The organism is Variovorax sp. V118, from assembly GCF_041154445.1.
Classification (GTDB): Bacteria; Pseudomonadota; Gammaproteobacteria; order Burkholderiales; family Burkholderiaceae_C; genus Variovorax; species Variovorax boronicumulans.
The window spans coordinates 4,850,529-4,872,743 of sequence record NZ_AP028663.1 but is presented as its reverse complement, the minus strand read 5'-3'; the positions used below and the strand labels follow the sequence as shown (position 1 = coordinate 4,872,743).

The 22,215-nt window shown below is 58.3% G+C and carries 16 protein-coding genes and 1 pseudogene; 12 read left to right on the top strand and 5 right to left on the bottom strand.

Going from position 1 to position 22,215, the window contains the following annotated elements:
• Window positions 1–62 precede the first annotated feature (62 nt).
• The 9 genes from wecB (at window position 63) to ACAM52_RS22650 (ending at window position 9,224) form a co-directional block, all read left to right on the top strand.
• Complete coding sequence (gene wecB, locus ACAM52_RS22690) at window positions 63–1,190, top strand: non-hydrolyzing UDP-N-acetylglucosamine 2-epimerase (RefSeq protein WP_369644619.1); 1,128 nt, start codon at window positions 63–65, stop codon at window positions 1,188–1,190.
• Between the two features lie 23 nt (window positions 1,191–1,213).
• Window positions 1,214–2,479, top strand: coding sequence for a UDP-N-acetyl-D-mannosamine dehydrogenase (wecC, locus tag ACAM52_RS22685; protein WP_369644618.1), 1,266 nt, complete (start codon window positions 1,214–1,216; stop codon window positions 2,477–2,479).
• A gap of 36 nt (window positions 2,480–2,515) precedes the next feature.
• Complete coding sequence (locus tag ACAM52_RS22680) at window positions 2,516–3,916, top strand: lipopolysaccharide biosynthesis protein (protein ID WP_369644617.1); 1,401 nt, start codon at window positions 2,516–2,518, stop codon at window positions 3,914–3,916.
• On the top strand, window positions 3,907–5,064 hold the full coding sequence (locus ACAM52_RS22675) for an O-antigen ligase family protein (RefSeq protein WP_369644616.1): 1,158 nt from the start codon (window positions 3,907–3,909) through the stop codon (window positions 5,062–5,064). Before ACAM52_RS22680 ends, ACAM52_RS22675 begins: the two co-directional genes overlap by 10 nt.
• A 122-nt stretch (window positions 5,065–5,186) precedes the next feature.
• Window positions 5,187–6,404, top strand: coding sequence for a glycosyltransferase family 4 protein (locus tag ACAM52_RS22670; protein WP_369644615.1), 1,218 nt, complete (start codon window positions 5,187–5,189; stop codon window positions 6,402–6,404).
• Entirely contained in the window at window positions 6,401–7,006 is a 606-nt protein-coding gene (locus ACAM52_RS22665; protein WP_369644614.1) for a sugar transferase, read from the top strand. The genes ACAM52_RS22670 and ACAM52_RS22665 overlap by 4 nt, the downstream gene beginning before the upstream one ends.
• On the top strand, window positions 7,003–7,665 hold the full coding sequence (locus ACAM52_RS22660; protein ID WP_369644613.1) for an acetyltransferase: 663 nt from the start codon (window positions 7,003–7,005) through the stop codon (window positions 7,663–7,665). Before ACAM52_RS22665 ends, ACAM52_RS22660 begins: the two co-directional genes overlap by 4 nt.
• 6 nt (window positions 7,666–7,671) lie before the next feature.
• Window positions 7,672–8,859, top strand: coding sequence for a DegT/DnrJ/EryC1/StrS family aminotransferase (locus ACAM52_RS22655; protein WP_369644612.1), 1,188 nt, complete (start codon window positions 7,672–7,674; stop codon window positions 8,857–8,859).
• The gene (locus tag ACAM52_RS22650; protein ID WP_369644611.1) at window positions 8,856–9,224 is read left to right on the top strand and encodes a VanZ family protein; all 369 of its coding nucleotides are present in this window, start codon (window positions 8,856–8,858) and stop codon (window positions 9,222–9,224) included. Before ACAM52_RS22655 ends, ACAM52_RS22650 begins: the two co-directional genes overlap by 4 nt.
• Before the next feature lie 176 nt (window positions 9,225–9,400).
• Here the strand turns inward: ACAM52_RS22650 and ACAM52_RS22645 are convergent.
• From ACAM52_RS22645 to ACAM52_RS22635, 3 genes and pseudogenes are all read right to left on the bottom strand, one after another.
• A pseudogene (locus ACAM52_RS22645) lies at window positions 9,401–10,679 on the bottom strand (IS256 family transposase).
• A gap of 161 nt (window positions 10,680–10,840) precedes the next feature.
• Window positions 10,841–13,093, bottom strand: a complete 2,253-nt coding sequence (locus ACAM52_RS22640; protein ID WP_369644610.1) for a polysaccharide biosynthesis tyrosine autokinase — start codon at window positions 13,091–13,093, stop codon at window positions 10,841–10,843.
• Window positions 13,090–13,524, bottom strand: a complete 435-nt coding sequence (locus ACAM52_RS22635; RefSeq protein ID WP_369644609.1) for a low molecular weight protein-tyrosine-phosphatase — start codon at window positions 13,522–13,524, stop codon at window positions 13,090–13,092. Before ACAM52_RS22635 ends, ACAM52_RS22640 begins: the two co-directional genes overlap by 4 nt.
• Window positions 13,525–13,975: 451 nt before the next feature.
• On the opposite strand from ACAM52_RS22635, the gene ACAM52_RS22630 reads away from it, so the two are divergent.
• Window positions 13,976–15,979, top strand: coding sequence for a polysaccharide biosynthesis protein (locus ACAM52_RS22630; RefSeq protein ID WP_369644608.1), 2,004 nt, complete (start codon window positions 13,976–13,978; stop codon window positions 15,977–15,979).
• 97 nt (window positions 15,980–16,076) lie between these two features.
• On the opposite strand, the gene ACAM52_RS22625 is transcribed toward ACAM52_RS22630, so the two are convergent.
• Window positions 16,077–19,061 (bottom strand): YjbH domain-containing protein, encoded by a 2,985-nt coding sequence (locus ACAM52_RS22625; RefSeq protein ID WP_369644607.1) that lies wholly within the window; start codon window positions 19,059–19,061, stop codon window positions 16,077–16,079.
• A 68-nt stretch (window positions 19,062–19,129) separates the two neighbouring features.
• Entirely contained in the window at window positions 19,130–19,747 is a 618-nt protein-coding gene (locus tag ACAM52_RS22620; protein ID WP_172438411.1) for a YjbF family lipoprotein, read from the bottom strand.
• Window positions 19,748–20,669: 922 nt separating this feature from the next.
• Here ACAM52_RS22620 and ACAM52_RS22615 point away from each other — a divergent pair.
• Window positions 20,670–21,431, top strand: a complete 762-nt coding sequence (locus ACAM52_RS22615) for a LuxR C-terminal-related transcriptional regulator (RefSeq protein WP_369644606.1) — start codon at window positions 20,670–20,672, stop codon at window positions 21,429–21,431.
• A gap of 160 nt (window positions 21,432–21,591) precedes the next feature.
• A complete protein-coding gene (gene petA / locus ACAM52_RS22610) occupies window positions 21,592–22,209 on the top strand; it encodes a ubiquinol-cytochrome c reductase iron-sulfur subunit (protein ID WP_062473677.1) in 618 nt (205 codons plus the stop codon).
• The last annotated feature ends 6 nt before the right edge of the window (window positions 22,210–22,215 follow it).

Sequence of the window (22,215 nt, the reverse complement as noted above, 5' to 3'; positions counted from 1 at the left end):
GACGGGCACTGCCTCGTCTTTTTTCATCTGCAACGAAAAAGGCGCATTCGCGCCTCTCCGCCATGCATGCTAAGAAAATTTTGCTCGTATTCGGTACACGGCCCGAAGCCATCAAGATGGCGCCGTTGGTCAAGTACCTTCAAGCCCATCCCGCGTTTGATGCCAAGGTGTGCGTCACCGCGCAACATCGCCAGATGCTGGATCAGGTGCTTAAGTTGTTCGACATTACCCCTGACTTCGACCTCAACCTGATGAAGCCGGGTCAAGACCTGACTGACATCACGAGCGGCGTCTTGCGCGGGTTAAAGGATGTGCTGAGCGACTCACGGCCCGACGTGATGCTGGTGCATGGCGATACCTCCACAACCTTTGCTGCATCGCTCGCAGCTTTTTACCAACGCGTCAGCATAGGCCACGTGGAAGCAGGCCTGCGCACCGGCGACCTCTATTCACCTTGGCCTGAGGAAGCCAACCGAAAACTTACCAGTGTGTTGACGCACTGGCACTTTGCGCCTACCACGACCGCACGGGATAACCTTTTGGCCGAAGGCATATCCAGCAGGCATGTGCATGTAACTGGGAATACCGTTATTGATGCGCTACTGCAGGTTCGCGAGAAGATCAGGGGCGACAGCTCCTTGCAGAATGACTTCGCAAAGACGTTCAGTTTTGTTGACCCCACCAAACGCCTCGTGCTTGTCACCGGCCATCGACGTGAGAACTTTGGCGATGGGTTCGAGCGAATCTGCCAAGCGCTCGCTCGCATCGCTCAAGATCACCAAGATGTTCAGGTGGTCTATCCAGTTCACCTCAATCCTCAAGTGCGGGAGCCTGTAAATCGCCTTTTGAGCAAGGTCGAAAACGTTCACTTGATCGAACCGCTGGATTATTTGCCATTCGTTTACTTGATGGATCAAGCCACCCTCATTCTCACGGACTCGGGCGGTATCCAGGAAGAAGCCCCATCACTTGGAAAACCAGTGCTGGTGATGCGCGACACGACCGAACGACCCGAAGCTGTTACTGCCGGGACGGTCAAACTCGTAGGCACGGATGCAGATCGAATCGTGGAGCGGGCGCACATTCTTCTGACCGACAAAGATGCCTACGACGCTATGGCATTTGCGCACAACCCCTATGGCGATGGCCAAGCGTGCCAACGTATCGCGCAAGCTCTGCTTGCCAATTGAGTTTTCTTCATTCAGATGATCGCATGAACTTCAAAACTGTTTCCGTTATTGGTCTTGGCTACATCGGACTTCCCACTGCTGCCGTATTTGCCTCGCGCAAACTCAATGTCGTCGGCGTGGATGTCAATCAGAATGCTGTGGACACCATTAACCAGGGAAAAATCCACATCATCGAACCGGATCTGGACATGGTGGTGCACGCGGCAGTTACAGAAGGATATTTACGAGCCGTCACCAAGCCCGAGCCTGCGGATGCATTCTTGATTGCAGTGCCGACACCTTTCAAGGATGGGCATCAGCCCGATCTAAGTTACATCGAGTCGGCGAGTAGATCAATTGCGTCGGTTTTGAAAAAGGGTGACTTGGTGATCCTCGAGTCCACGTCGCCCGTGGGTGCGACGGAAAAAATGGCTGCATGGCTTGCCGAGGCTCGGCCGGATCTAACTTTTCCTGAAACGCATGGAGAAGAGTCGGATATCCGGGTAGCTCATTGCCCAGAGCGCGTATTGCCAGGGCATGTATTGCGCGAACTGGTGCAAAACGATCGTGTCATCGGAGGCATTACGCCGAAATGTTCTGCCGCTGCTGCGGCGCTTTATAGCGTCTTTGTGCAAGGAGAGTGCGTCATTACCAACGCCCGTACCGCAGAGATGTGCAAGTTGACCGAGAACAGTTTTCGCGATGTAAATATCGCCTTTGCAAATGAGCTATCGATCATTTGTGATTCTCAGGGAATCGACGTTTGGGATCTTATTAAATTAGCCAACCGTCATCCGCGCGTCAATATTTTACAACCGGGCCCGGGCGTGGGAGGACATTGTATCGCCGTCGATCCGTGGTTCATTGTAAGTGCGGCGCCGGAGCAAGCTCGCTTGATTCGAACAGCCCGAGAAGTAAATGATGAAAAGCCTAAATGGGTGATTGAAAAGGTAAAATTGGCTGTTGCCAACTACTTGGAAGCTAATTCGAAAAAAAGTGCCCGAGATGTAACGATTGCGTGTTTCGGGCTGTCGTTTAAGCCTGACATTGATGACCTGCGCGAAAGCCCTGCGCTTGCGATTGCGTGCGAAATTGCTAGAACACACGCGGGATTGGTTTGGGGGGTTGAGCCTAACATCATGGCGCTTAAGGCGCCGGCGAGCGATTTACTCATTCTTAAGACGCTGGAAGACGCAATTGAAGGCGCAGATGTCATCCTGCTCCTGGTTGATCATCAAGAGTTTAAAAACATTTCTCCTCAAGCAATGTTTCATAAGGGAATTGTGGACACTCGTGGCATCTGGACTTAACTGTTCATTTTCTGCAATGAAAAAAGCAGATTGAGCATGTTGCGAAAGATTTTTAAAAATGCCGCCGTGTTGGCATCAGGCACCATCGGCGGGCAGATCTTCGTGGTCGCGGTGTCTCCCCTGCTGACTAGGCTCTACACGCCGGAGCAATTCGGATTCTTCGGTGCTTATGTTGCAGTTTTATACTTAATTCTCTCTTTTGCAGCATTGCGTTACGAAATCGCAATACCCTTGTTAAAAGATGAAGATGACGCCAACTGCTTGATTGTTGCGTCTATTGCGATCGTTGCGCTTGTTTCCATTGCAACCTTGGTTTTGTTTTCAGTGGTGGCGACTGTCTATCCGCTACAAAAATGGGCTGAGGTCTGGTGGGCGTTGCCTTTAGGGGTGTTTTTGGCTGGGGCGTACAATGTTTTAGTTCACGCATGCCTTCGAGCAAAGAGGCATGTGGAAATAGCGAAAACTCGAGTTCTTCAGTCCGTGGGAAGTGCATTATTTCAATTAATATCTGGCATCTTTAGCGGATCTGTGATCGGCTTGTTGGTAGGGCAAATCATAGGAGTTTCTTCGGGGATTGGAAGGTTGGTGAAGTTCATCGACTGGAAAGACTGTGGAAAAAAAATCAAGTTCTCTCGCGTTGTGAGAATATTGAAAGAGCAGAAAGCTTTTGCAAAATATGACGCGCCTGCGGCACTTATTTTTGTGGCAAATGCCCATGCGCCAACGCTTCTCATTGCAATCTTATTTTCGCCAATGGCTGCGGGTATCTATGCGCTGGTGCAGCGCGTCTTGGTTACGCCGCTTTCTCTTATTTCGAATGCGCTTTCAACCTCATTAATTTCTCATGGGAGAGAGGCGAGTATTGTTGATGATGAAGCGTACGCCAGAAATATCTCCAATTCGTCATTGCTCATCACGCCGATAGCGACCGGGGCGGCGTTGGGTGCTTATTTTTTATTTGAACCTATATTTGGATCGCAGTGGCGACTTGCAGGAGAGGTCGCCGCGTGGATGGCATTATTCGTGGGGCAGAAATTCATTTTTGATTCTCTGTTTTATCTTCTTGCCATGCGAGGTCGCCAGCGAAAAGGTTTTTTCATTCAATTGTTTTTGGCAATTACGCGTCTGGTTGCCTTGCTGATCGTAGCGAATGGTTGCGAGTTTTTGCCGGCCATTGCTATCTTCTCTTTTTTCAGTGCGATTGCATACCTAATTGCTATTTTCTTGGTTGTGAAAATTGAGGGGCCTCGCGTATATATCAAGGTGGCTTTTGGCTTTGTGGATTTGATTTTCCCGTATCTTGTGGTTTTTGCTTTTATATTTTCATTTCTATCGATGAAAAATGCATTTGCCATTTTTTCCTTGTACGGAATGTGGGCTGGGTTTCGAGTTATTCCTGTACTCGCGCCGTTCTTCAAAAAAGCAAAATGGCAATAAAAAATAATTCAGCGCAGGTCCTAAGAGCGAGCGCCGCTGTTGGTCTTGCTGCTGTTGTTTATTTGCTATTCGTTGCGGGGGGTGTGATTCCGTACGCGGAAGGAGACGAGGTAAAAGGGTGGATTAAGGCCTTGCTACTTATGGCGGTGATTTTCCTTTTTCGCACAGGAAGAGTTGATCGCAGTTCAGTTCTTATTGTGGGCGCCTTCTTGGGCGTCGGCTTGGTTCTGGGGGTGTTGGAACTGTTCCGTTCACGTAATTTTGGTTTTGCACTTGAGAAAATTGATGGTGCAATATTGGCTTCGGCATTTATTGCACTATTGATCAATAAGGGGTGTGAAAGAAACGGTCGAAATTCATTTTATTCTGCATTTCTGCTTTGGTCTTTTTTTGTGCTCTTGCTGACGGTTTTTTATAAGCTCTACTTTGGATTTTTTGAGCGTGAGGTTCGATTTTTTCTCAATGGACCTATTGTTTATGGGTGGATTTTGGGATTGTGCGGACTTCTTTCATTTGACCAGTGGCGAATAAAGGGTGGTCTGAAGTATTTGGTGTTTTTTGCTGCATTCTTTGTTGGTCTGTTGTGGACTGAGTCAAAAGGCTCGGTCATAGCTTTTTTGGTCGGATGGGCGTTCTATTTGATCTTCACAGTGCGTCGAAACTTTGGCGTAATTTTGCTCGGATTCGTCCTCTGTGTTGGTTCTTACCTTTTGTTTTCTGAGTTTTTTGATGAAGTGCTTTCAAATTCGCGCTTTGCCGCGCTTGAGCGACTATTCACAAGCAATTTAACTGCTGTCGACGAAGGATCGGTGGGCGCTAGGTCGGTTTTATTGGAGGAAGCTCTCCGTGGGTTTTGGGAGAATCCGTTGTTTGGAATTGGGCTTGGCGGCTTCAGTTATGGGGAGTATGTTTACCCCCATAACCAGCACTTGGAGATTTTGGCGGAATTAGGTATTTTTGTAGCATTGCTGCATTTTGCCTTTGTGCTTTTCTCTTTTATTCGTTCGGATCTCATCTATCGGACGCTTATTATATTTTTTGCAACTGCTGCTAGCTTTAGCGGAGATTCTTCCTATCTTCGTTTCTTGTATGCATTTTGTTTGCTGGGGTTGATTTGGAGGGAGCGGATTGGGCTTGTGCAGCGGTGAGGAGGTTTCTGGCCGTCAAGTAAATGATCGAGAGTCAGGAGCGGAGTGCCCATGGTTGCTTTTGGGGTGTTTTCATTTGCCGGGCAGGAGTGATTTGATGCCCGCTGTATAGATCTGATTTCATGAAAATTATTTATTTTCACCAGCATTTTTCGACTCCCAGTGGCTCACTGGGTATTCGCTCGTATGAGATGGCGCGGCGCCTTGTAGCTCGAAATCATCAAGTCATCATGGTCTGTGGCAGCTATAAGGGCGGCGAAACAGGCTTGGTAGTGCCTTTTATTGGGGGACGTCGACGCGGAATTGTGGATGGCATAGAGATCATTGAATTTGATCTCGCCTACTCAAACTCCGATGGCTTGGTGAGACGCGCCGTCACTTTCTTGAAGTTTGCTTCGCGCAGTATTGGTCTTGCGCTTACCGAGAGGTATGACGTGCTGTTCGCGACAACGACGCCCCTCACGGCAGGTATTCCCGGGATCTTCGCGCGCTGGCTGCGTGGCAAACCTTTCGTATTTGAGGTGCGCGATTTGTGGCCCGAGTTGCCACGCGCGATGGGGGTCATTCGAAATCCCTTGATGCTAGGTGCTATGTCGATCCTCGAGTGGGTTAGTTACCGGTCGGCGCACCGATTGATCGGGCTGTCGCCTGGCATCGTGGACGGGATTACTCACCGAGGTATTCCGCAGCAGCGTGTTGCCCTAGTTCCCAATGGATGCGATCTGGACATCTTTGCGGCCGAAGTGACGCCATGGAGACCTGCTCAGGTGCGATCCACCGACTTGATGGCAGTGTTTGCAGGGACGCACGGCATGGCAAATGGACTTGATGCGGTGCTTGATGCCGCCGCGGAGCTCAAGCGCCGTGGGCGAAGCGATATCAAGTTGCTGCTGATTGGCCAGGGAAAACTGAAGCCGAGCCTGCAAGCGCGTGCCGAACGTGACGGCCTGAGCAACGTAGTTTTTCACGAGCCAGTCAGCAAGGCGCGGCTAGCCGGTTTGATGGCTGCGGCCGACCTGGGCTTGCAAATATTGGCGAACGTGCCCGCGTTTTATTACGGCACCTCACCAAATAAGTTCTTTGACTACATTGCCGCCGGCTTGCCGGTTTTGAACAACTATCCCGGCTGGCTGGCAGAGATGATCGGTGAGCATCGCTGCGGTTTCGCTGTTCCTCCGAACGATCCCGTTGCCTTTGCCGACGCGCTGGAGGCCGCGGCTGGTGACCGGAGTGCACTCAAAGTGATGGGCAGCTACGGAAGGGCACTGGCGGAAAAGGAGTTCAGCCGTAAGCTGTTGGCGGATCGCTGGGTAGACTGGATCGAAGGGGTGCGCAGGTGAAGCGACTGTTCGACTTCGTTCTGGCCGCTTTGGGTTTGCTGGTTCTGGCATTGCCGCTCCTGTTTGTGGTTTGGCAGGTGCGTCGCAAGCTAGGCAGGCCGGTGTTTTTTCGACAGACTCGACCGGGCTTGCATGCTCGATCGTTTCAGATGGTCAAGTTTCGAACCATGACGGACGCGTGTGCGGTTGACGGCCAATTGTTGCCCGACGCGGAGCGATTAACGGCATTCGGTCGGTTCCTGCGTGCCAGCAGTCTCGATGAACTGCCAGAACTATGGAACGTGCTCAAAGGGGATATGAGTCTGGTGGGACCTCGTCCATTGCTAATGGATTACTTGCCGTTGTATTCGCCGGAACAACTCCGCCGGCACGACGTGCGTCCTGGCATCACCGGTTGGGCGCAGATCAATGGACGCAACGCCTTGAGTTGGGAAGAGAAGTTCAAGCTCGATGTCTGGTATGTGGACAACCGCTCGATCTGGCTCGACATCAAGATTCTGTGGCTCACAGTTCGCAAGGTATTGGTACGGGACGGCATCAGCGCGGCGGGCGAGGCCACGATGCCACGCTTCACCGGCTCGCGAATGGAGCATGAGCAATGACTTTGCCGCTGTTTGCCGTATACGGTGCTAGTGGCTGCGGCCGCGGCGTGATGCCGTTGGCCCGCGCACAACTGGCGCTCGAGGGCATTCCGGCAACCCAGTTGGTGTTCGTGGACGATCAGCCCGAGGTCGATGAAGTCAATGGCCATCGCGTGCTGCGTTATGAAGAGTTTGTGCAGGCTGATGCAAGTGCAAGACAGATCGTGATTGCCATCGCAAATAGCGCGGCCCGCCAAAAACTGGCCGACCGCTGTGCGGCCGACGGTGTGAAGGCCTGGACGGTCCAGGCTTCCAATGCAGTGGTCATGGACGATGTTTCGCTGGGTGAGGGTGCTGCGCTCAGTCCTTTCGTTACGCTCACCTCGAACATTCATATCGGGCGGCACTTTCACGCCAACTTGTACAGCTACGTCGAACACGATTGCGTGATCGGCGACTTCGTCACCTTCGCGCCCGGTGTCAAGTGCAACGGCAATGTGCACGTCGAAGACCACGCCTACATCGGCGCCGGCGCTGTCATCAAACAAGGCAGGCCAGGCAAGCCTTTGGTGATCGGCCGTGGCGCCCTGATCGGCATGGGTGCGGTGGTCACGCGCGACGTGCCACCCGGCGTCACCGTGGTCGGCAATCCCGCCAAACCATTTACCCCAAAAGGTTGAACTGTTATGTTGAACACCTCTTTCTCCCCGTGGCCGAGCTTCACTACCGAAGAAGCAGATGCCGTGCAACGCGTACTTCTGTCCAACAAGGTCAATTACTGGACTGGGCAGGAATGCCGCCTGTTCGAAAAGGAATTCGCCGCATGGGCAGGGACCGCTCATGCGCTCGCGCTGGCCAATGGCACGTTGGCCTTGGACGTGATCCTCAAAGGTATGGGCATCGGGCCGGGTGACGAAGTCATCGTCACGCCGCGCACCTTCATCGCCAGCGTGTCGTGCGTGGTGAATGCGGGCGCCACGCCGGTATTCGCGGATGTGGATGCGGAAAGCGGCAACCTGTCGGCAGAGACCATTGCCAAGGTCGTCACGCCACGCACCAAGGCCGTCATCTGCGTGCACCTCGGCGGTTGGCCGTGCGACATGGACCCAATCATGGCGCTTGCGGCCAGGCATGATTTCAAGGTAATCGAAGACTGTGCTCAGGCGCATGGTGCCCGCTACAAGGGGCAATCCGTCGGCTCCATTGGTCATGCTGGCGCTTGGTCGTTCTGCCAAGACAAGATCATGACGACGGGCGGGGAGGGCGGCATGGTCACGACCAACGATGAAGCGTTGTGGCGTTCCATGTGGCAGTACAAGGATCATGGAAAGAGCTACGAAGCCGTCTACGAGCGCGAGCATCCGCCGGGCTTTCGTTGGGTGCATGAGAGCTTCGGCACCAACTGGCGAATGCTGGAGTTGCAGGCGGTCATCGGCCGCATTCAATTGCGTCGCATGACCGACTGGACTGCTGCGCGCAGGCGTCATGCGCAGGCGGTGTGGGGGGCCGCAGGGCCTCATGCTGCGGTTCGAGTTCCTGTTTTTGCGAATCACGAAGCGGCTGGTAGTGTTCATGCACATTACAAGTGCTACGTTTACGTGCAGCCCGAGAAGTTGGCTGCTGGCTGGAGCCGAGACCGTATCGTTGAAGTCATTCAAGCGCAGGGCGTGCCTTGCTATCAAGGCTCGTGTTCCGAGGTGTATTTGGAGAGCGCGTTCGATGACACTGGTTGGCGGCCGGCTGACCGTTTACCTGTCGCGCGCGAGTTGGGAGAGACGAGCTTGATGTTCTTGGTGCACCCCACTCTGACTTCAGTCGAGCTGAACAGGAGTTGCACGGTCATCGCTCAAGTGTTGGAAGAGGCGTCGGCGTGACGGTGTGGGGCCGCGTTGCGGCCCGGGTGACCTTGTGGCGCTGGCTGCTGGCTGTGGCCATGCTGGCGCTGTTGACGCTTAGCTTGATGCCCGCGGCTCTTTCGCCGAGCACAGGCTGGGACAAAGGGAATCACGCTCTGGGCTTTGCGGTGCTGGCGCTTCTTGCGCATTGGGCGTGGCCTACTCATACGCCGAGGACGCTGCTGGCGCTACTCGGCTATGGAGCACTTATCGAAATACTGCAATCGCTTACGCCGGATCGTTTGGCCGAATGGAGCGATCTATGGGCAGATAGCACGGGGCTGTTGATTGGCGTCGTTCTTGCGTCAATGGTGGAACGATTGGTCGCCACCCGTTCGTCTTAGTTGATAGTGGTGTTGGAGCGATTCTTCGAAAATTACCACCAGTCCACCAGTCCAGGGGCTGTCTGAATTTTTGTGTTCGAGGCGGATGTTGATCTGCTCTCGATTGATTTCTCTTATGTCTTCAGGCCCCTGCCAGACCGCCGGAGGCGCCCCCGGTTGAGCCATGTATTCATGGTTCAACCTCCTGCCTTGCTGGCGCCATGAGCCGGCTGCGTGAAGCGATCTTCGTAGAGTATCGCGAACTGGTTCATTGCCTCTTTCCAGTCTTTGGCTGCCCGCCCCCAATCGGCCGTGATGTTGCGCAGCGCCAGCCAGATCAGCTTGGAGGCCGCATCGTCACTGGGGAAGTGCCCGCGCGTCTTGATGATCTTTCGCAGCCGCGCGTTGATGCTCTCGATGGCGTTGGTCGTGTAGATGACCCGGCGGATCGACGGTGGGAACGCGAAGAATGGAATCACCCTGTCCCACGCCCGGCGCCAAGCTGCCACCACCGTGGGGAACTTGGTGCCCCACGGGCCCTGTTCGAAGGCCTCGAGTTCGGCCTGTGCCGCCTCGGCGCTGGTCGCCGTGTAGATCGGCCGGATGGCCGCGGCCAGCAGTTTGCGGTCCTTCCAGCTCGCGTAGTCCAGCGAGTTGCGTATCAGGTGCACGATGCACGTTTGCAGCGTGGTGGCCGGGTACACCGCAGCCAGCGCCTCGGGCATGCCCCTCAAGCCGTCGGTGACGGCAATGAGGATGTCATTGACCCCGCGGGTCTTCAGGTCGTTGAACACCTTCATCCAGAACTTGGCACCCTCGGTGCCCTCGATCCACAGTCCCAGGATGTCGCGCGTGCCGTCGGGCAACACGCCCAGGGCCAGGTAGATGGCCTTGTTGCGCACCACCGCATCCTCCTTGATCTTCACACGCAGGGCATCGAAGAAGACCACCGGGGTACATCGGCTCCAGCGGGCGCGCCTGCCAGGCGGTGACTTCGACCATCACGGCGTCGGTGACCGAGCTGATGAACTCGGGCGACACCTCCACCGCGTAGCTCTCCTGCAGGAAGCCCTGGATCTCGCGCATAGTCATGCCGCGCGCGTACATGGCCACGATCTTGTCGTCAAAACCGGTGAAGCGGCGTTCGTGCTTGGGGATGAGCACCGGCTCGAAGCTGCCGGCACGGTCGCGCGGCACTTCGATGCGCAGCGGCCCGTCGCCTGCCAGAACGGTCTTGGCACTCCTGCCATTGCGCTGGTTGCCGCTGCCGGTCTCGGGCTTGCTGGCGCCGCTGGGGTAGCCCAAGTGGTGCGACATCTCAGCGCCCAGGGCGCGCTCGATGAGCGCCTTTTTGAACGCGGCTGTCGCTTCGTTGACCGCCTCGCCGGTCATGGGCCCGGTGACGAACTGGTCAATCAGCTCCTTCGGAATCGATGGCAAGGCCGCCATCCTGGCGGCGATCGCCGCGTTCTTCATCTTCGTCTTGCTCACTGGCATACATGCTCCTTCTCGTCATGCTATGCCTCGAACACAAAATTCAGGACAGGCTCCCAGTCCACCAGTCCACCAAGATCAAGCAAGAAGAAGAAGCGAAGAAGGCCTCTATAGACCCGTCGAGCCCCGGCCCCGTGACGTTTTTAAGTCGCTTCTTCCTTGTACTTGTACTCGGTGTACCGATAGCCGCCGTACTTGTAACCATAGCTGCCATAGTGTCGGCGCGATAGGTCCATTCCGTTGAAGACCACGCCGTTGACTTGCTGGCCTGCGTGCGCCAGCCTCTTGATACTCTCGTTCAGCTCGCCCAGTTGGGTCAGGTTGTCACGGGCGACCAGCAGCACGGCGCCTGCATGTGCAGCAACCGCGGCAGCATCAGCGGCCACCAACACTGGTGGGCTGTCGATCACCACTAAGTCGTAGTGTTCCGAGAAATCGTTCAGCAGCTCACCCAAGGCGGACGACAGCATCATGTTCGCAGGATTGAACGGGTAGGCACCAGTCGTCAAGACGTCGAGATTCGGGATCACTTGAACATGAATCGCCTGCTCGGGCGTCAAGTCGCCTGCGAGCACCTCGGCTAACCCACCTTTGCGCGGCAGACCGAAGGCCTTCTGAAGGTGGCCCTTGCGCAGGTCGGCATCGATTAGCAGCACACGCTTGCCGGCTTGCGCCATGATGACGGCGAAATTGCCGGAGATGAAGCTCTTTCCCACGCCAGGCGTTGCGCCAGTGATGAGCACGCGGTTGTTGCCGGTTTCCATTAAAGTTAGTTGCAAGGACACCCGCAGATTGCGCAGACTCTCTACGGCAAGGCTCTCGGGAGAAGTCACTGCTAGCAATTGCACGCCCTTTGCACCGCCTGCAATGTGCTCCAGGATCGTTTCCTGCTCGAGGGCCAACGGCACGACGGAATAAACATTGAGGCCGAGACGATCCTCGATTTCTTGAGGGTTCTGAATGCCGCTTGAGAGCTTGCTTCGAACAATGGCAAATGCGATGCCAGCCAGTAACCCGAGCACCAGAGAAAGTGCCACGACCAAGGGCTTTTGCGGCTTGACGGCCTTTTTCGGTTCGACGGCAGTATCGAGCAGTCGCACATTGCCGATCTTGCCTTCTTTCACGAGGCGCAGTTGCAGTGAGCTATTGAGCAGCGACTTGTAGAGTTCGCCATTGACGCGCACATCACGCTCTAGCCGCAGCGCGTCACGTTGGACCGCGGGCATAGCGCTGACGCGGGTTTCGAGGCCCTCAATTTCATGGCGAATGGCCGCGATTTGACCGTCGATCATTTTGACCTTGGGATTGCTCTCGGTGAAGCGCGAGAGCAGTTCGCGTCGGAGCTGTTGGGATTCCAACAGCTTGGTTTGCAACTGCACTGACATGGTCAGAGCAGCCTTGGCCTCTTCATCGAAAGCGACCGTGCCGTTCTGGTTGCGAAAGCGTGCGTATGCGTCTTCCGAGTCTTCGAGCTGTTGCTTGAATTCGGGCAGCTGCCGGTCAAGAAATTCAATGGTTTTCTCGGCCTCGGCGGCTTTACGCTCAACGTTCTGGCGTACGTATTGAGCGCCGATTTCGTTGAGCGTGCTCCGCAGGCGATCACGGTCGCTGTCTTCGAGCGAAGCATTGATCACGTTCGACTGCTTGCCCTGTTCTACCAATTGGAGACGCTTTTGAAGATCTTCGATGGTGGTGAGCAACGATGCACGCGATACTAAGAATTCGGCGCCAGGTTTGCCGTCGAGCAGCGATACCACCAAGGTGATGGCTCCTTCGGGAATCTGCTGGTTGAGCACCTTGCCGACAGTGCCAGTGATGGGTTCGGCAAGATCGGGATGGCTCAGTGTGTATTGATCACCGGTCAGCGCGGTGATCGTGAAAGGCTTCTGATCTTCGAACGTGGAAGGCACATCGAATTTGGCAATGCTGACCGCTTCGGTACCAGAAACGTATCCACCTATGCCAAGAAACCCCGGGTTCGAAAGCCCTTTGGCGCGCCTCGCGAGCCATTCGCCCACGAGTGGCAGATATCGGGGTTGTGCCTCGATGTAAAGTTGTTTTGCCTCAATGGCTCCGCCAATGACCATTCGCGACCGGATGATCTGGATTTCACCTGTGGCCGGCGTCTTTACATCGAAGAGGTTTGCGGTGTCGCCAAGAAAGTTTTTGGCGTCTGGGGCAGAGTCTTCAACCTGAATGAGAAGGTTGGACTGATAGATTGGCGTCGCCAGAAGCGCGTAGGCCGTACCTATGACGAGAGCAACGGTAGTGACGCCTGCAACCAGCCATTTCCGGTCGAGCAGAATATCGAAGTACTCGGACAGGTGAATTGCATCGTTGTCATCGTCGCGCGCGAGTGCTGAGGAAGGAACCGAAGGGGAAGCAGAAGAAGTCATGAGAGTTTGCGAATGCGTTCAGCCCAGGCTTGGGCGCCGTCAGCGATGAGTTGCAGGGCGTGCTCGAAGGCCGGACGGCCCATGCGATACGGATCGGGAATGTCAACGCTTGCGACTTCGCCTAAGCGAAACAGCTTGCCCCGGGTCAATGGATGGCGCTGCCCGATGTGAATTCGCTGGGCTTCGTCCATCGCAAGGATGAGGTCGGCCTGCTGGCACATCTGCGCTGTAAGTTGGCGGGCCCGGTGGGCTTCGATGTCGATGCCGCGTTCGGCCATGAGTTTGCGTGCGATCGGATCTGCTTGGTGCCCAACTAAGGCTCCAGTTCCCGCTGACGTGACTTGAATCTGCGGCAACGCTGCAGCAATCAGTGCTTCTCCCATCGGGCTACGGCAGATGTTGCCAATGCATACCACCAGAACAGATTTCATGAGACTTGGCTCCCTGCGAAGGCTTGTGCCTCTGTTGTCAGACTCAACGTAGTGCGTGCCGTGTGCTTTATTTCCCGCATGAATCACATGTCATACGGAAATGTCCTCGTCATTTGTTCTTCGTTGAGCGATTGGATCGCACCATCTAACTAGAGGGCCGAAGAATCGTCGGGCACGCCCGTGGCATTGTAGTCAGGGCATTGGCGGTCACAGCCTCGCGGATGTGTTCAAACCGTGGGCGTTCTAGGCTCGAATCGGTCATGGTTGCCAACGGGACGGCTGACCCATGGTGCTGATCAGCGCGTCTATGACCAAAGTCATATCGATGCAAAAGATACAAAAAATGACATTGTAAGTGTCGCGAATCCCCTGAATTGGGGGGGAGGGGTGGGTACCCTTCACGGACAATTGTTGCAGCGCGGCGCACTCCAACGCCGCAGGAGTTTTCAGTGTGATCAATCGTCTGGCTGCGCCCTTGCTTGCCTTGCCGCGCCCTATGAAGCGCATGCTGGCTCTAGGGGTCGATGCAATGCTCTGCGTCCTGTGTGTCTGGTTGGCATTCAGCTTTCGTTTCGAGCAATGGGTGACGCCGCGTGGCGTTCAGTGGTCAGCCGTCGCGGTCGCTGTAGCCCTTGCGCTCCCCGTCTTTGTGGTGTTTGGGCTCTACCGAGCCATCTTTCGATATGCAGGCACGGCTGCAGTCATGGCCATCGTGCGCGCGTGCGTATTGTTTGGCCTCGGCTATGCGTTGATCTTCTCGGTGGTCGGCGTGCGAGGAGTGCCGCGCACGGTCGGTTTGCTGGTGCCGTTGCTCTTGTTCTTGGCCATCGCCGGCTCGCGCATGTTTGCGCGGTACTGGCTGGGCGGCCTCTACATGAGCGCGTTGCAGCGCAAGCAACTGCCCCAGGTGGTGATCTACGGTGCAGGTAGCGCGGGTTTGCAACTGGCCGCGGCGTTGGCTCAAAGTCGGGACATGGTCGTCCGCGCTTTCGTTGACGATGACCCGCATCTCCAAGGCAACACGATCAACGGTCTGCGCATTCAGTCCTCGGATTGGCTCAGCAACAACGCCGCCAGTTGGGGCATCACGGACGTGCTCTTGGCCATGCCTTCGGCCAGTCGCGGGCGCCGCGTCGAGATTCTGAACCAATTGTTGCCATTGCATCTGCATGTACGCATGCTCCCGGGGTTGCTCGATCTGGCCAATGGCAAGGTGCAGGTTAATGACCTGGTTGAAGTCGACATCGAGGACTTGCTAGGGCGCGATCCGGTCGAGCCGGTGGCCGACCTGCTGCACAAGCACATCCGGAGCCAAGTGGTGCTGGTGACGGGGGCCGGCGGCTCCATCGGCAGTGAGTTATGCCGGCAGATCGTTCAGCTGTCGCCTTCCACCCTGCTGCTTGTGGAGTTGAGCGAGTACGCGCTCTATGGTGTCCATCAGGAACTGGAGCAGTTGGCGCCAAACGTCCGTGTCGTCCCACTGTTGGCTTCGGTGTGCGACGCGGCACGGCTGCGTGATGTGATGCGTGCCTGGCGCCCTGACACGGTCTATCACGCGGCGGCATACAAGCATGTGCCGCTCGTCGAGCACAACCCGGCGGAGGGTGTGCGAAACAACGCGATCGGCACGCTCACGACGGCGCGAATTGCCATGGAGTGCAAGGTTCCTAACTTTGTCCTGATCAGCACCGACAAGGCCGTGCGGCCGACGAACATCATGGGGGCCAGCAAGCGCGTTGCCGAAATGGCGTTGCAGGGGCTGGCGCAGCAGAGTTCGGGCACCTGCTTCTCGATGGTCCGCTTCGGCAATGTGCTCGGTTCTAGTGGCTCGGTGGTGCCGTTGTTTCGCAAGCAGATCGAGGCTGGTGGCCCGATTACGCTGACGCATGCGGACATCACGCGCTATTTCATGACCATTCCCGAAGCCGCCCAGTTGGTGATTCAGGCGGGCGCGATGGCTCAAGGCGGCGATGTGTTCGTGCTCGACATGGGTGAGCCGGTACGGATCATTGATCTCGCCCGCCGGCTGGTAGAGCTGTCCGGGCGCACGGTTCGTGACGAGGATTCGCCGGATGGCGATATCGAGCTGCAGGTGACCGGCTTGCGGCCCGGCGAGAAGCTCTACGAAGAGCTCCTGATTGGTGACAGTGCGATGCCTACAGCGCATCCTCGTGTCATGAAGGCGCACGAGCCCTGCCTGCCTTGGAATGAGCTCTGGCGCCAGTTCGAGACGCTGAATACGGCACTCGAGAGCAGCGATGTGCCGATGCTGAAGCGGACGCTGACGCAAATGCTTCCCGGTTATCGACCCCACGCGGAGGTGGTGGACTGGGTGCATATGGAGCGTCACCGTGTACGTGACCGTGCTCTGCCGATCGCAGCGGCAGTCGGCGCTGCGCAGGTGGGCGAGGCCAACCAGCCATCCGCACCGAATCAAATTGCCGTGGCAATCTGATTCGATAGACCTGCTTCATTTTCCCTGTCTCGATTCACCGGGGGGGCTGAGTCCAAGAGCCCCAAATCGGGGCTCTTTTGTTTCCAGCCGGCGGCGCTTATTGCGCCCGCTTGAAGTCGAGGATGTTGTCCCCCGCCTTCGGAGCCTTGTCGTCGGGCGGTGAGAAGCTGAAAGCCTTCGGATCCCGTATCGACGTCATCTCGAACAGCGGGTTGATCCGTCCCAGCTTGGCGCCACCATCCCGTATCAGTGGAGCCCAGGCAAAGTTCGCAGTGAACTTGCTCGAGCGCGGCAACAGCGCGTCGAAGGGGATGGAAACGTAGATGCCTTTGTCGAAGCTGCCTTCGCCGAACTGTGCGGCGGACACGTTGGTCTTGGTGGCCCACGCGCCGATCGTCACGCCGTTGTCGAAGCGGCGGCTAATGTCGAGGGTGACGCCACGATCACCCGCCAAGTATTGACCCGCACTGATCCTGGCCTGCACGCCGTTCCAGCCGGTGTCCCAATAGAGCGTGGCGTGGCCGGTGTTGACCTTGTAGTCGCGCAGGCCGAGGTCTTGCGCGAAGTCGCGCTGGCGTACGTGGTTGATGTCGATGCCGAAGGCGAACTTGCTGCGCCACGGGCGGTAGAGCCATTCGGCGCCCACGCCGGCAAACATCGACTCGAGGGCGCCGCCGTAGACGCTGTAGTACTGGTCTTCGTTCAGGCGGCCCACGTGGGTCAGCTGAAACACCGGCATGGTCAGCCGCTTGGTCGTTGCGTACTCGCGCTGGTAGGTTCGCACGCGGGGAAGGTTGCTGGGCGCGGTGTAGGTGAACTTATCGAAGTTGTCGAGCAAGCGCCAGTTCAGCGCGGCGTTCACCCAGGTGCTGGGTGTGAAGCGGTACTCCGCAGTGGCTGAGACGCCGAGTTGGTAGAGAAGGAAGGCATCGGGGCCGCCGAGGATCTGCGAGAAGCTCGGGGTCAGGCCGAAGGTGAGTCTTTCTGTGCGCCGCTCCCAAGGAGTCATGGCCGGCGTGTCGCTGGGCGATGCGGTGGCGGTGGCTGTTGGGTCGGTGGGGGTGCGCTGCGGCGACGCCGGCACATAGAGCCCATCTTCGGTCCGGCCGCGCGGCGGGGCGTAGTCACGCTGGTCCGTGGCGCGCAGTTCTGCGGGCGTCTGCGCCTGGTAGTGCACCGTCACCCACTCGCTGCGATCGACAACCTGCGTGTGCAGTGCCAGTCCACGCTCGTTGTAGTGAAGGATGAAGTGCTTGATCGATGCCGGGGCATCGCGATGCATGACGGCAATGACCTGCTGCACACGGGCCTCGCGGTACACCGTGTGGCTTTCGGTGATCCATACGTGCGCGCTGTCGCCTTGCGCCGCAATGCGCTGCACGGTCCATTCGGTGCGTGCCTGAATCTCCGCAGCGGTGGCGGCCCATCCGGGTGGATTGGCCGGCGCCTCCGGCGTGAAGCGGGGCGGCGGCGGATCTGCGGGCTTGCTGGCCCGCATGCTCGCCATGTTGGTGGACAGGGTCAGGCCCACCATTACTTTGTTGCCGCGCTCCAGGCCCGCGGTGAAGGCCACGCCGGGTGAGTAGCGATATTCCAGACCGATGTTGAAAGGCGAGCGCTGAACCTGGTTGTTCTGCTGAGGCTCGTTCTTGTAGTTGTTGCCTTCGTACTCGAGCTTGACGGTCAGGGGATCCCAGGGGGTGCGCCATTCGACGCCGCCGAACAAGGAGGCTGGACCTCGGAAGAAAGCCTTGAAGTTCGCCTCGCCGCCCGTTGCTGAGCTCACCGTACGCGTTCGGAAGCGATTGCTCAGGGCCAGCAAGGGGTTGCGGATGTTTCCGCTGTTGCCCAGGTATCCCCAGCCGATGCCGAGACTGAAGTCGAGATCGCCGTAGCGCTTGTTGGCGACCAGGTATTCGGCCGAAAAGAGGCCGGTACCGCCAAGGTCGCGAAAGCCCAGCGCAACCTGAGGCACATACGCGGATTCGCGCAGCAGCCGCAGCTTCACGTCGATGCTCTTGTCCTTGTTGCTCTGGCCAGTAGTGCTGGCGGCATACGCGCGGTTGCTGATGGAGGTGTAGCGAAAGCCAGCCTCCATCCAGTCCAGTGGCTGGAACATCACGTTCAATCGCGTATAGGGCGACACGTGGCTGATCGACGTGCGGAAATCACCGGCCTCGCCCATGCGTGCCGTCGGCGTCTGGAGCAGGCCGGTTTCGCCCCAGTCGTTGCTGCTTGTGCGAGGTGCTTTGTATTGCGGGGCCGATGCGTCGGGGCGCACGGAGATGACGCTTTCCGGCTGAACTGACACCGGGATGGACGTATTGATTGCTGCGGCCGGCTTGGCTGCTGCAAGCGCGGCGGAGGTGGCGCCCAGCGCTGCTATCTGCGGCGACGGGCCTTGGGTCGCCAGGAACTTGATGATGCCTTCCGATGCGTCGACCAGTTCGGTCATGCCGCGCGGCGCTGCCCAGATCCATGCACCGGGCGCCGGCTCATCGGAGGAGTGGGCGTTCCAGGGGGCGATGCCTACGCGCGATGTTCGGCCATCGGGTTGTGCAACCCATGCCCAGTCGTGGGTGCTGTTGGGCGCGCAGGCGATGACGTAGTCCCAGGCGGCCCGGCCGGCTTCGTGTGCTACGTGGCACAACTCGCCATTGGGGCGGACAACCGCGATGGTTTTCAATTGCGGGGAGGGCGCAACGAGTTGCTGGCCGGCCGACAGCACGGGATCTTGATCCGGGTGCGCCTGCAACCAGCGAGGGTCCACGATGCCCAGCGCCACGCGGCCGGTGATCGGGAGGTTCTGCAGCCACGTGATGAGCTTCAGCCGATCGAGTTGCTCGGAGCGCGGTGCGCGTCTGCTGGCCCCCTCGAGGCGCACGAGCAGGGTGTTCTTCAAGAACTGCTGAGCCAGTCGCTCCTGCGGCACGCGCCATGCCAGCCCGGGCGTTGCAGTGCCTTCTGGTTGACGCAGCAGCCAGGTGCTCAGTCGTTCGCCGGGTCGCACTTCGGCATCGCTTGCAGGTTCAACGGTCGCCGCGTTCTGCGATGGCTCCGCCGCGGCGCCGAGACTTGCCATCAGCGCGCAGGCAAGGGCCGTTCGACGGGGCCAATGCGGGGGGCTGATGGCTCGCAGGAGGAGGGGGCTCATGTACCAGCGCGCGCCGCGGTGCCGGCTGCTGGTGCGGGGGGTGTCCACTGTTCGAAGCTCATGCAGAGGTCGCGGGAAATACATTGCTCCGAATACACGACCTGAGGGGCACCAGAAGCAAATGAAACGCCGAAACGCGCGGGAGGAATGGAGGCTGCCGCAGGACGGGAGACGCTGCGCTCTTCATACCAACGCAAGGCGCTCGCGGACGCGCCGGCGAGCGCGCTGTCGGTGGGCGGCGCGATCGATGTGCGCGCGATGTCGTCGCGGATGCCGAAGCGATAGCCTGGCATCAGGTCGCGTTCGCGCGAGTAGGCCTGCGGGGTGTTGGCGCCGTGGGCTTGCCAGGCGGGTGGGTTGGCAAGTCGAACGTCGCGCCAGTCGATGGACAGCCCGGTCGTGCCGACCAGTTGACCATTCAGAAGTCGGACGACTTCGCCCGTGCCGCTGTACCAAACCTCGACGGGCCCGTCGGCGCGCTGATCGATATAGCCGAGCACCATATACAGGACGCGCCCATCGACGGTGGCCCGCAGGTACCGATAGCTGGGATTGAAATTGGGCTGGGTTGCTGCAGACTCGCCGCGATACAGCAGGCGAGCTGAATCCAGCATGGCTGAAGTTCCGGAGGAGCAACCGCCAACGCCCAAGAAAAACGTTGCCCAAAGGCAACGTTCTAAGAGTCGCGTGGCGGAAGCAACGCGCGGACTTTTCAGCGAATGCCCTCCTTTCAGGAGGGCAACCAGCATTAACGCGTGCCGGTGGTGCCCGTGCCGGTGGTGCCGGTGCCAGGGACGAAGAAGCCGCCGCCGCCGTTGCCGTTGTTGCTGCTACCGAGGGCCAGCATCAGAGCGCCGGTGCCTCCAACAGCGCCCCATTGAGCGGGGGTCAGGCCACCAAGACCAGCAGCGGTTGCGCTCGGAGCGCCAGCGGGGCCTGGTGCAAATGCGCGAGTGTTGTTGCTTGCGGGCGCAGGGGTAACCTGCGTTTGGGCAAAAGCCGACGAGATTGCCAGGGTGGCAAGGGCGACGGTAGCAACTAGTTTGTTCGTCTTCACAGTGATCCTCTCAAAGGGTTTTATGTTCTTGACTTGAGGTTAGCAGCATCAGAAGTGTGCCGCAACTAATTTGGCCCGGTGGATGAGGCGTTTGCCACGGCATCCTTGTAACTGCGTATTGCCCCGATTCTTGCGGGTGAGTGTGACGGGCACATGTGTATCTCAATGCTACGTAACGTTTCGCCTACGACGACCGTAACGACGGCGACTGGCGCGTACCTCTATCCGCAGGGCTACAGTCGTTGCTTCCGCATTTCTTCAACGAAATCAACGCACTGATCGAGCCGTCGCTGCAATTGGTCACATGACCGACTCCCTGGCATCGTTCCTGCGATACCCCGAAACGAAAGTTGACATTCAAGGTGGGCCGCGGGGCACAACGAGGGGATATGTGTGGTTCGATTGTCTGAAGGTGGGGTGGCGGAGGGTGTGCGAGTGCGCGGGCCCGTGGCCGACGGCGTGATCGGAGGCGTCTGCTCATGATGAATCACCTGTCCGCCAGCAGCGCACACTCGGCGCCGGCACTCACCGGCCGGTACGCTGCCCTGGGCTGCGCATTCTTCGGTGCGTTGATCGTCGAGGGCGACTTGGCCTTGGCCGATCGCATGCGACGCCTTCTTTGCGATCTGGCCCCGGGCCGCCGCGTCGTGATCGCCTCCACGCACGCGGAGGCGATCCGTCTGCTGGCCGCGCTGCCCTACGACCTGGTGCTGGTCGACATGCACTTGACTAATGATGGCGGCGTCGCGCTCCTGTCGCACCTGCGGCGTGCTTACCCGCAGATCGACGCCATCGCCATGTCGAAGGACGACGACCGCCTGCTGGTCGAGGCCGCGATCTCGTCAGGAGCCTCCGGCTATCTGCTGACGAGCACCGACGATGCTGAACTCTCTTTCTTGCTGCGCTCGATCGAGCGCGGCGGTTCGCCGGTGGACGCACGCGTCGCGCGTCGCGTCCTCGGCCTGATTGCGGCGTCCGCGAAACCGGAGGGTGTCGAGTCCGCGCTGCGCGACGGCGACACGGTTTTGCCCCCGATGCCTGCTCCCGGGCTGCTGTCACCTCGGGAGCTCAATGTGCTGCGCCTGATCGCGCAAGGCTGGAGCAATCGGCAGATTGCCGAAGCGATCTGTCTCTCGATCAACACGGTCGAGTTCCACGCCAAGCGGATCTACCGCAAGCTGGCCGTCAAGTCGCGAACCCAGGCCGTCCGGCAGGCGACCCAGTACGGGCTGCTGAGCTGAGCGCCGAGGGCCGTCGCGTGCTGTCGCGCACGTGCTGCGGCGCCGTGCGCACGCGCGGCAATCATTGAAAAACCCTTTTGCGCCCCGCTACAATCTCGGGTTGACCTTGCTGTGGCAAAGGTCAGCCCCTGCTCCAGCGAAGAAGACTTAGAGGATCCCCATGAGTGACATGACCTCCGGCTCGCCCCGGATCGACACAAGCAAGCGGACGTGGTTGATCGCATCCAGCTGTGCCGGCGTAGCGGGCGGCGTGGCCACCGCAATCCCTTTTGTGAGCACATTCCAGCCGTCCGAAAAGGCCAAGGCCGCGGGCGCCGCGGTCGAAGTGGACATCTCGGCCCTCAAGGTCGGCGAAAAGATCACCGTCGAATGGCGCGGCAAGCCGGTCTGGATCCTCAAGCGCAGCCCTGACCAGGTCGCCGAACTCGCCAAACTCGATGGCCAGCTCGCCGATCCGCTCTCCAAGCGTCACCCCGACGAATTCACGCCCAAGTACGCACAGAACGGCCATCGTTCGATCAAGCCCGACGTGCTGGTCGTGGTCGGCATCTGCACCCACCTCGGCTGCTCGCCGGTCGATCGCCTGCAGGCCGGCCCGCAACCCTCGCTGCCGAACGACTGGGAAGGCGGCTTCCTCTGCCCTTGCCATGGTTCCACGTTCGACCTCGCCGGTCGCGTCTTCAAGAACAAGCCCGCTCCTGACAACCTCCCTGTGCCTCCGCACATGTACCTGTCCGACACGCGCCTGCTCATCGGCGACGACAGCAAGAAGGCCTGAGGGAGA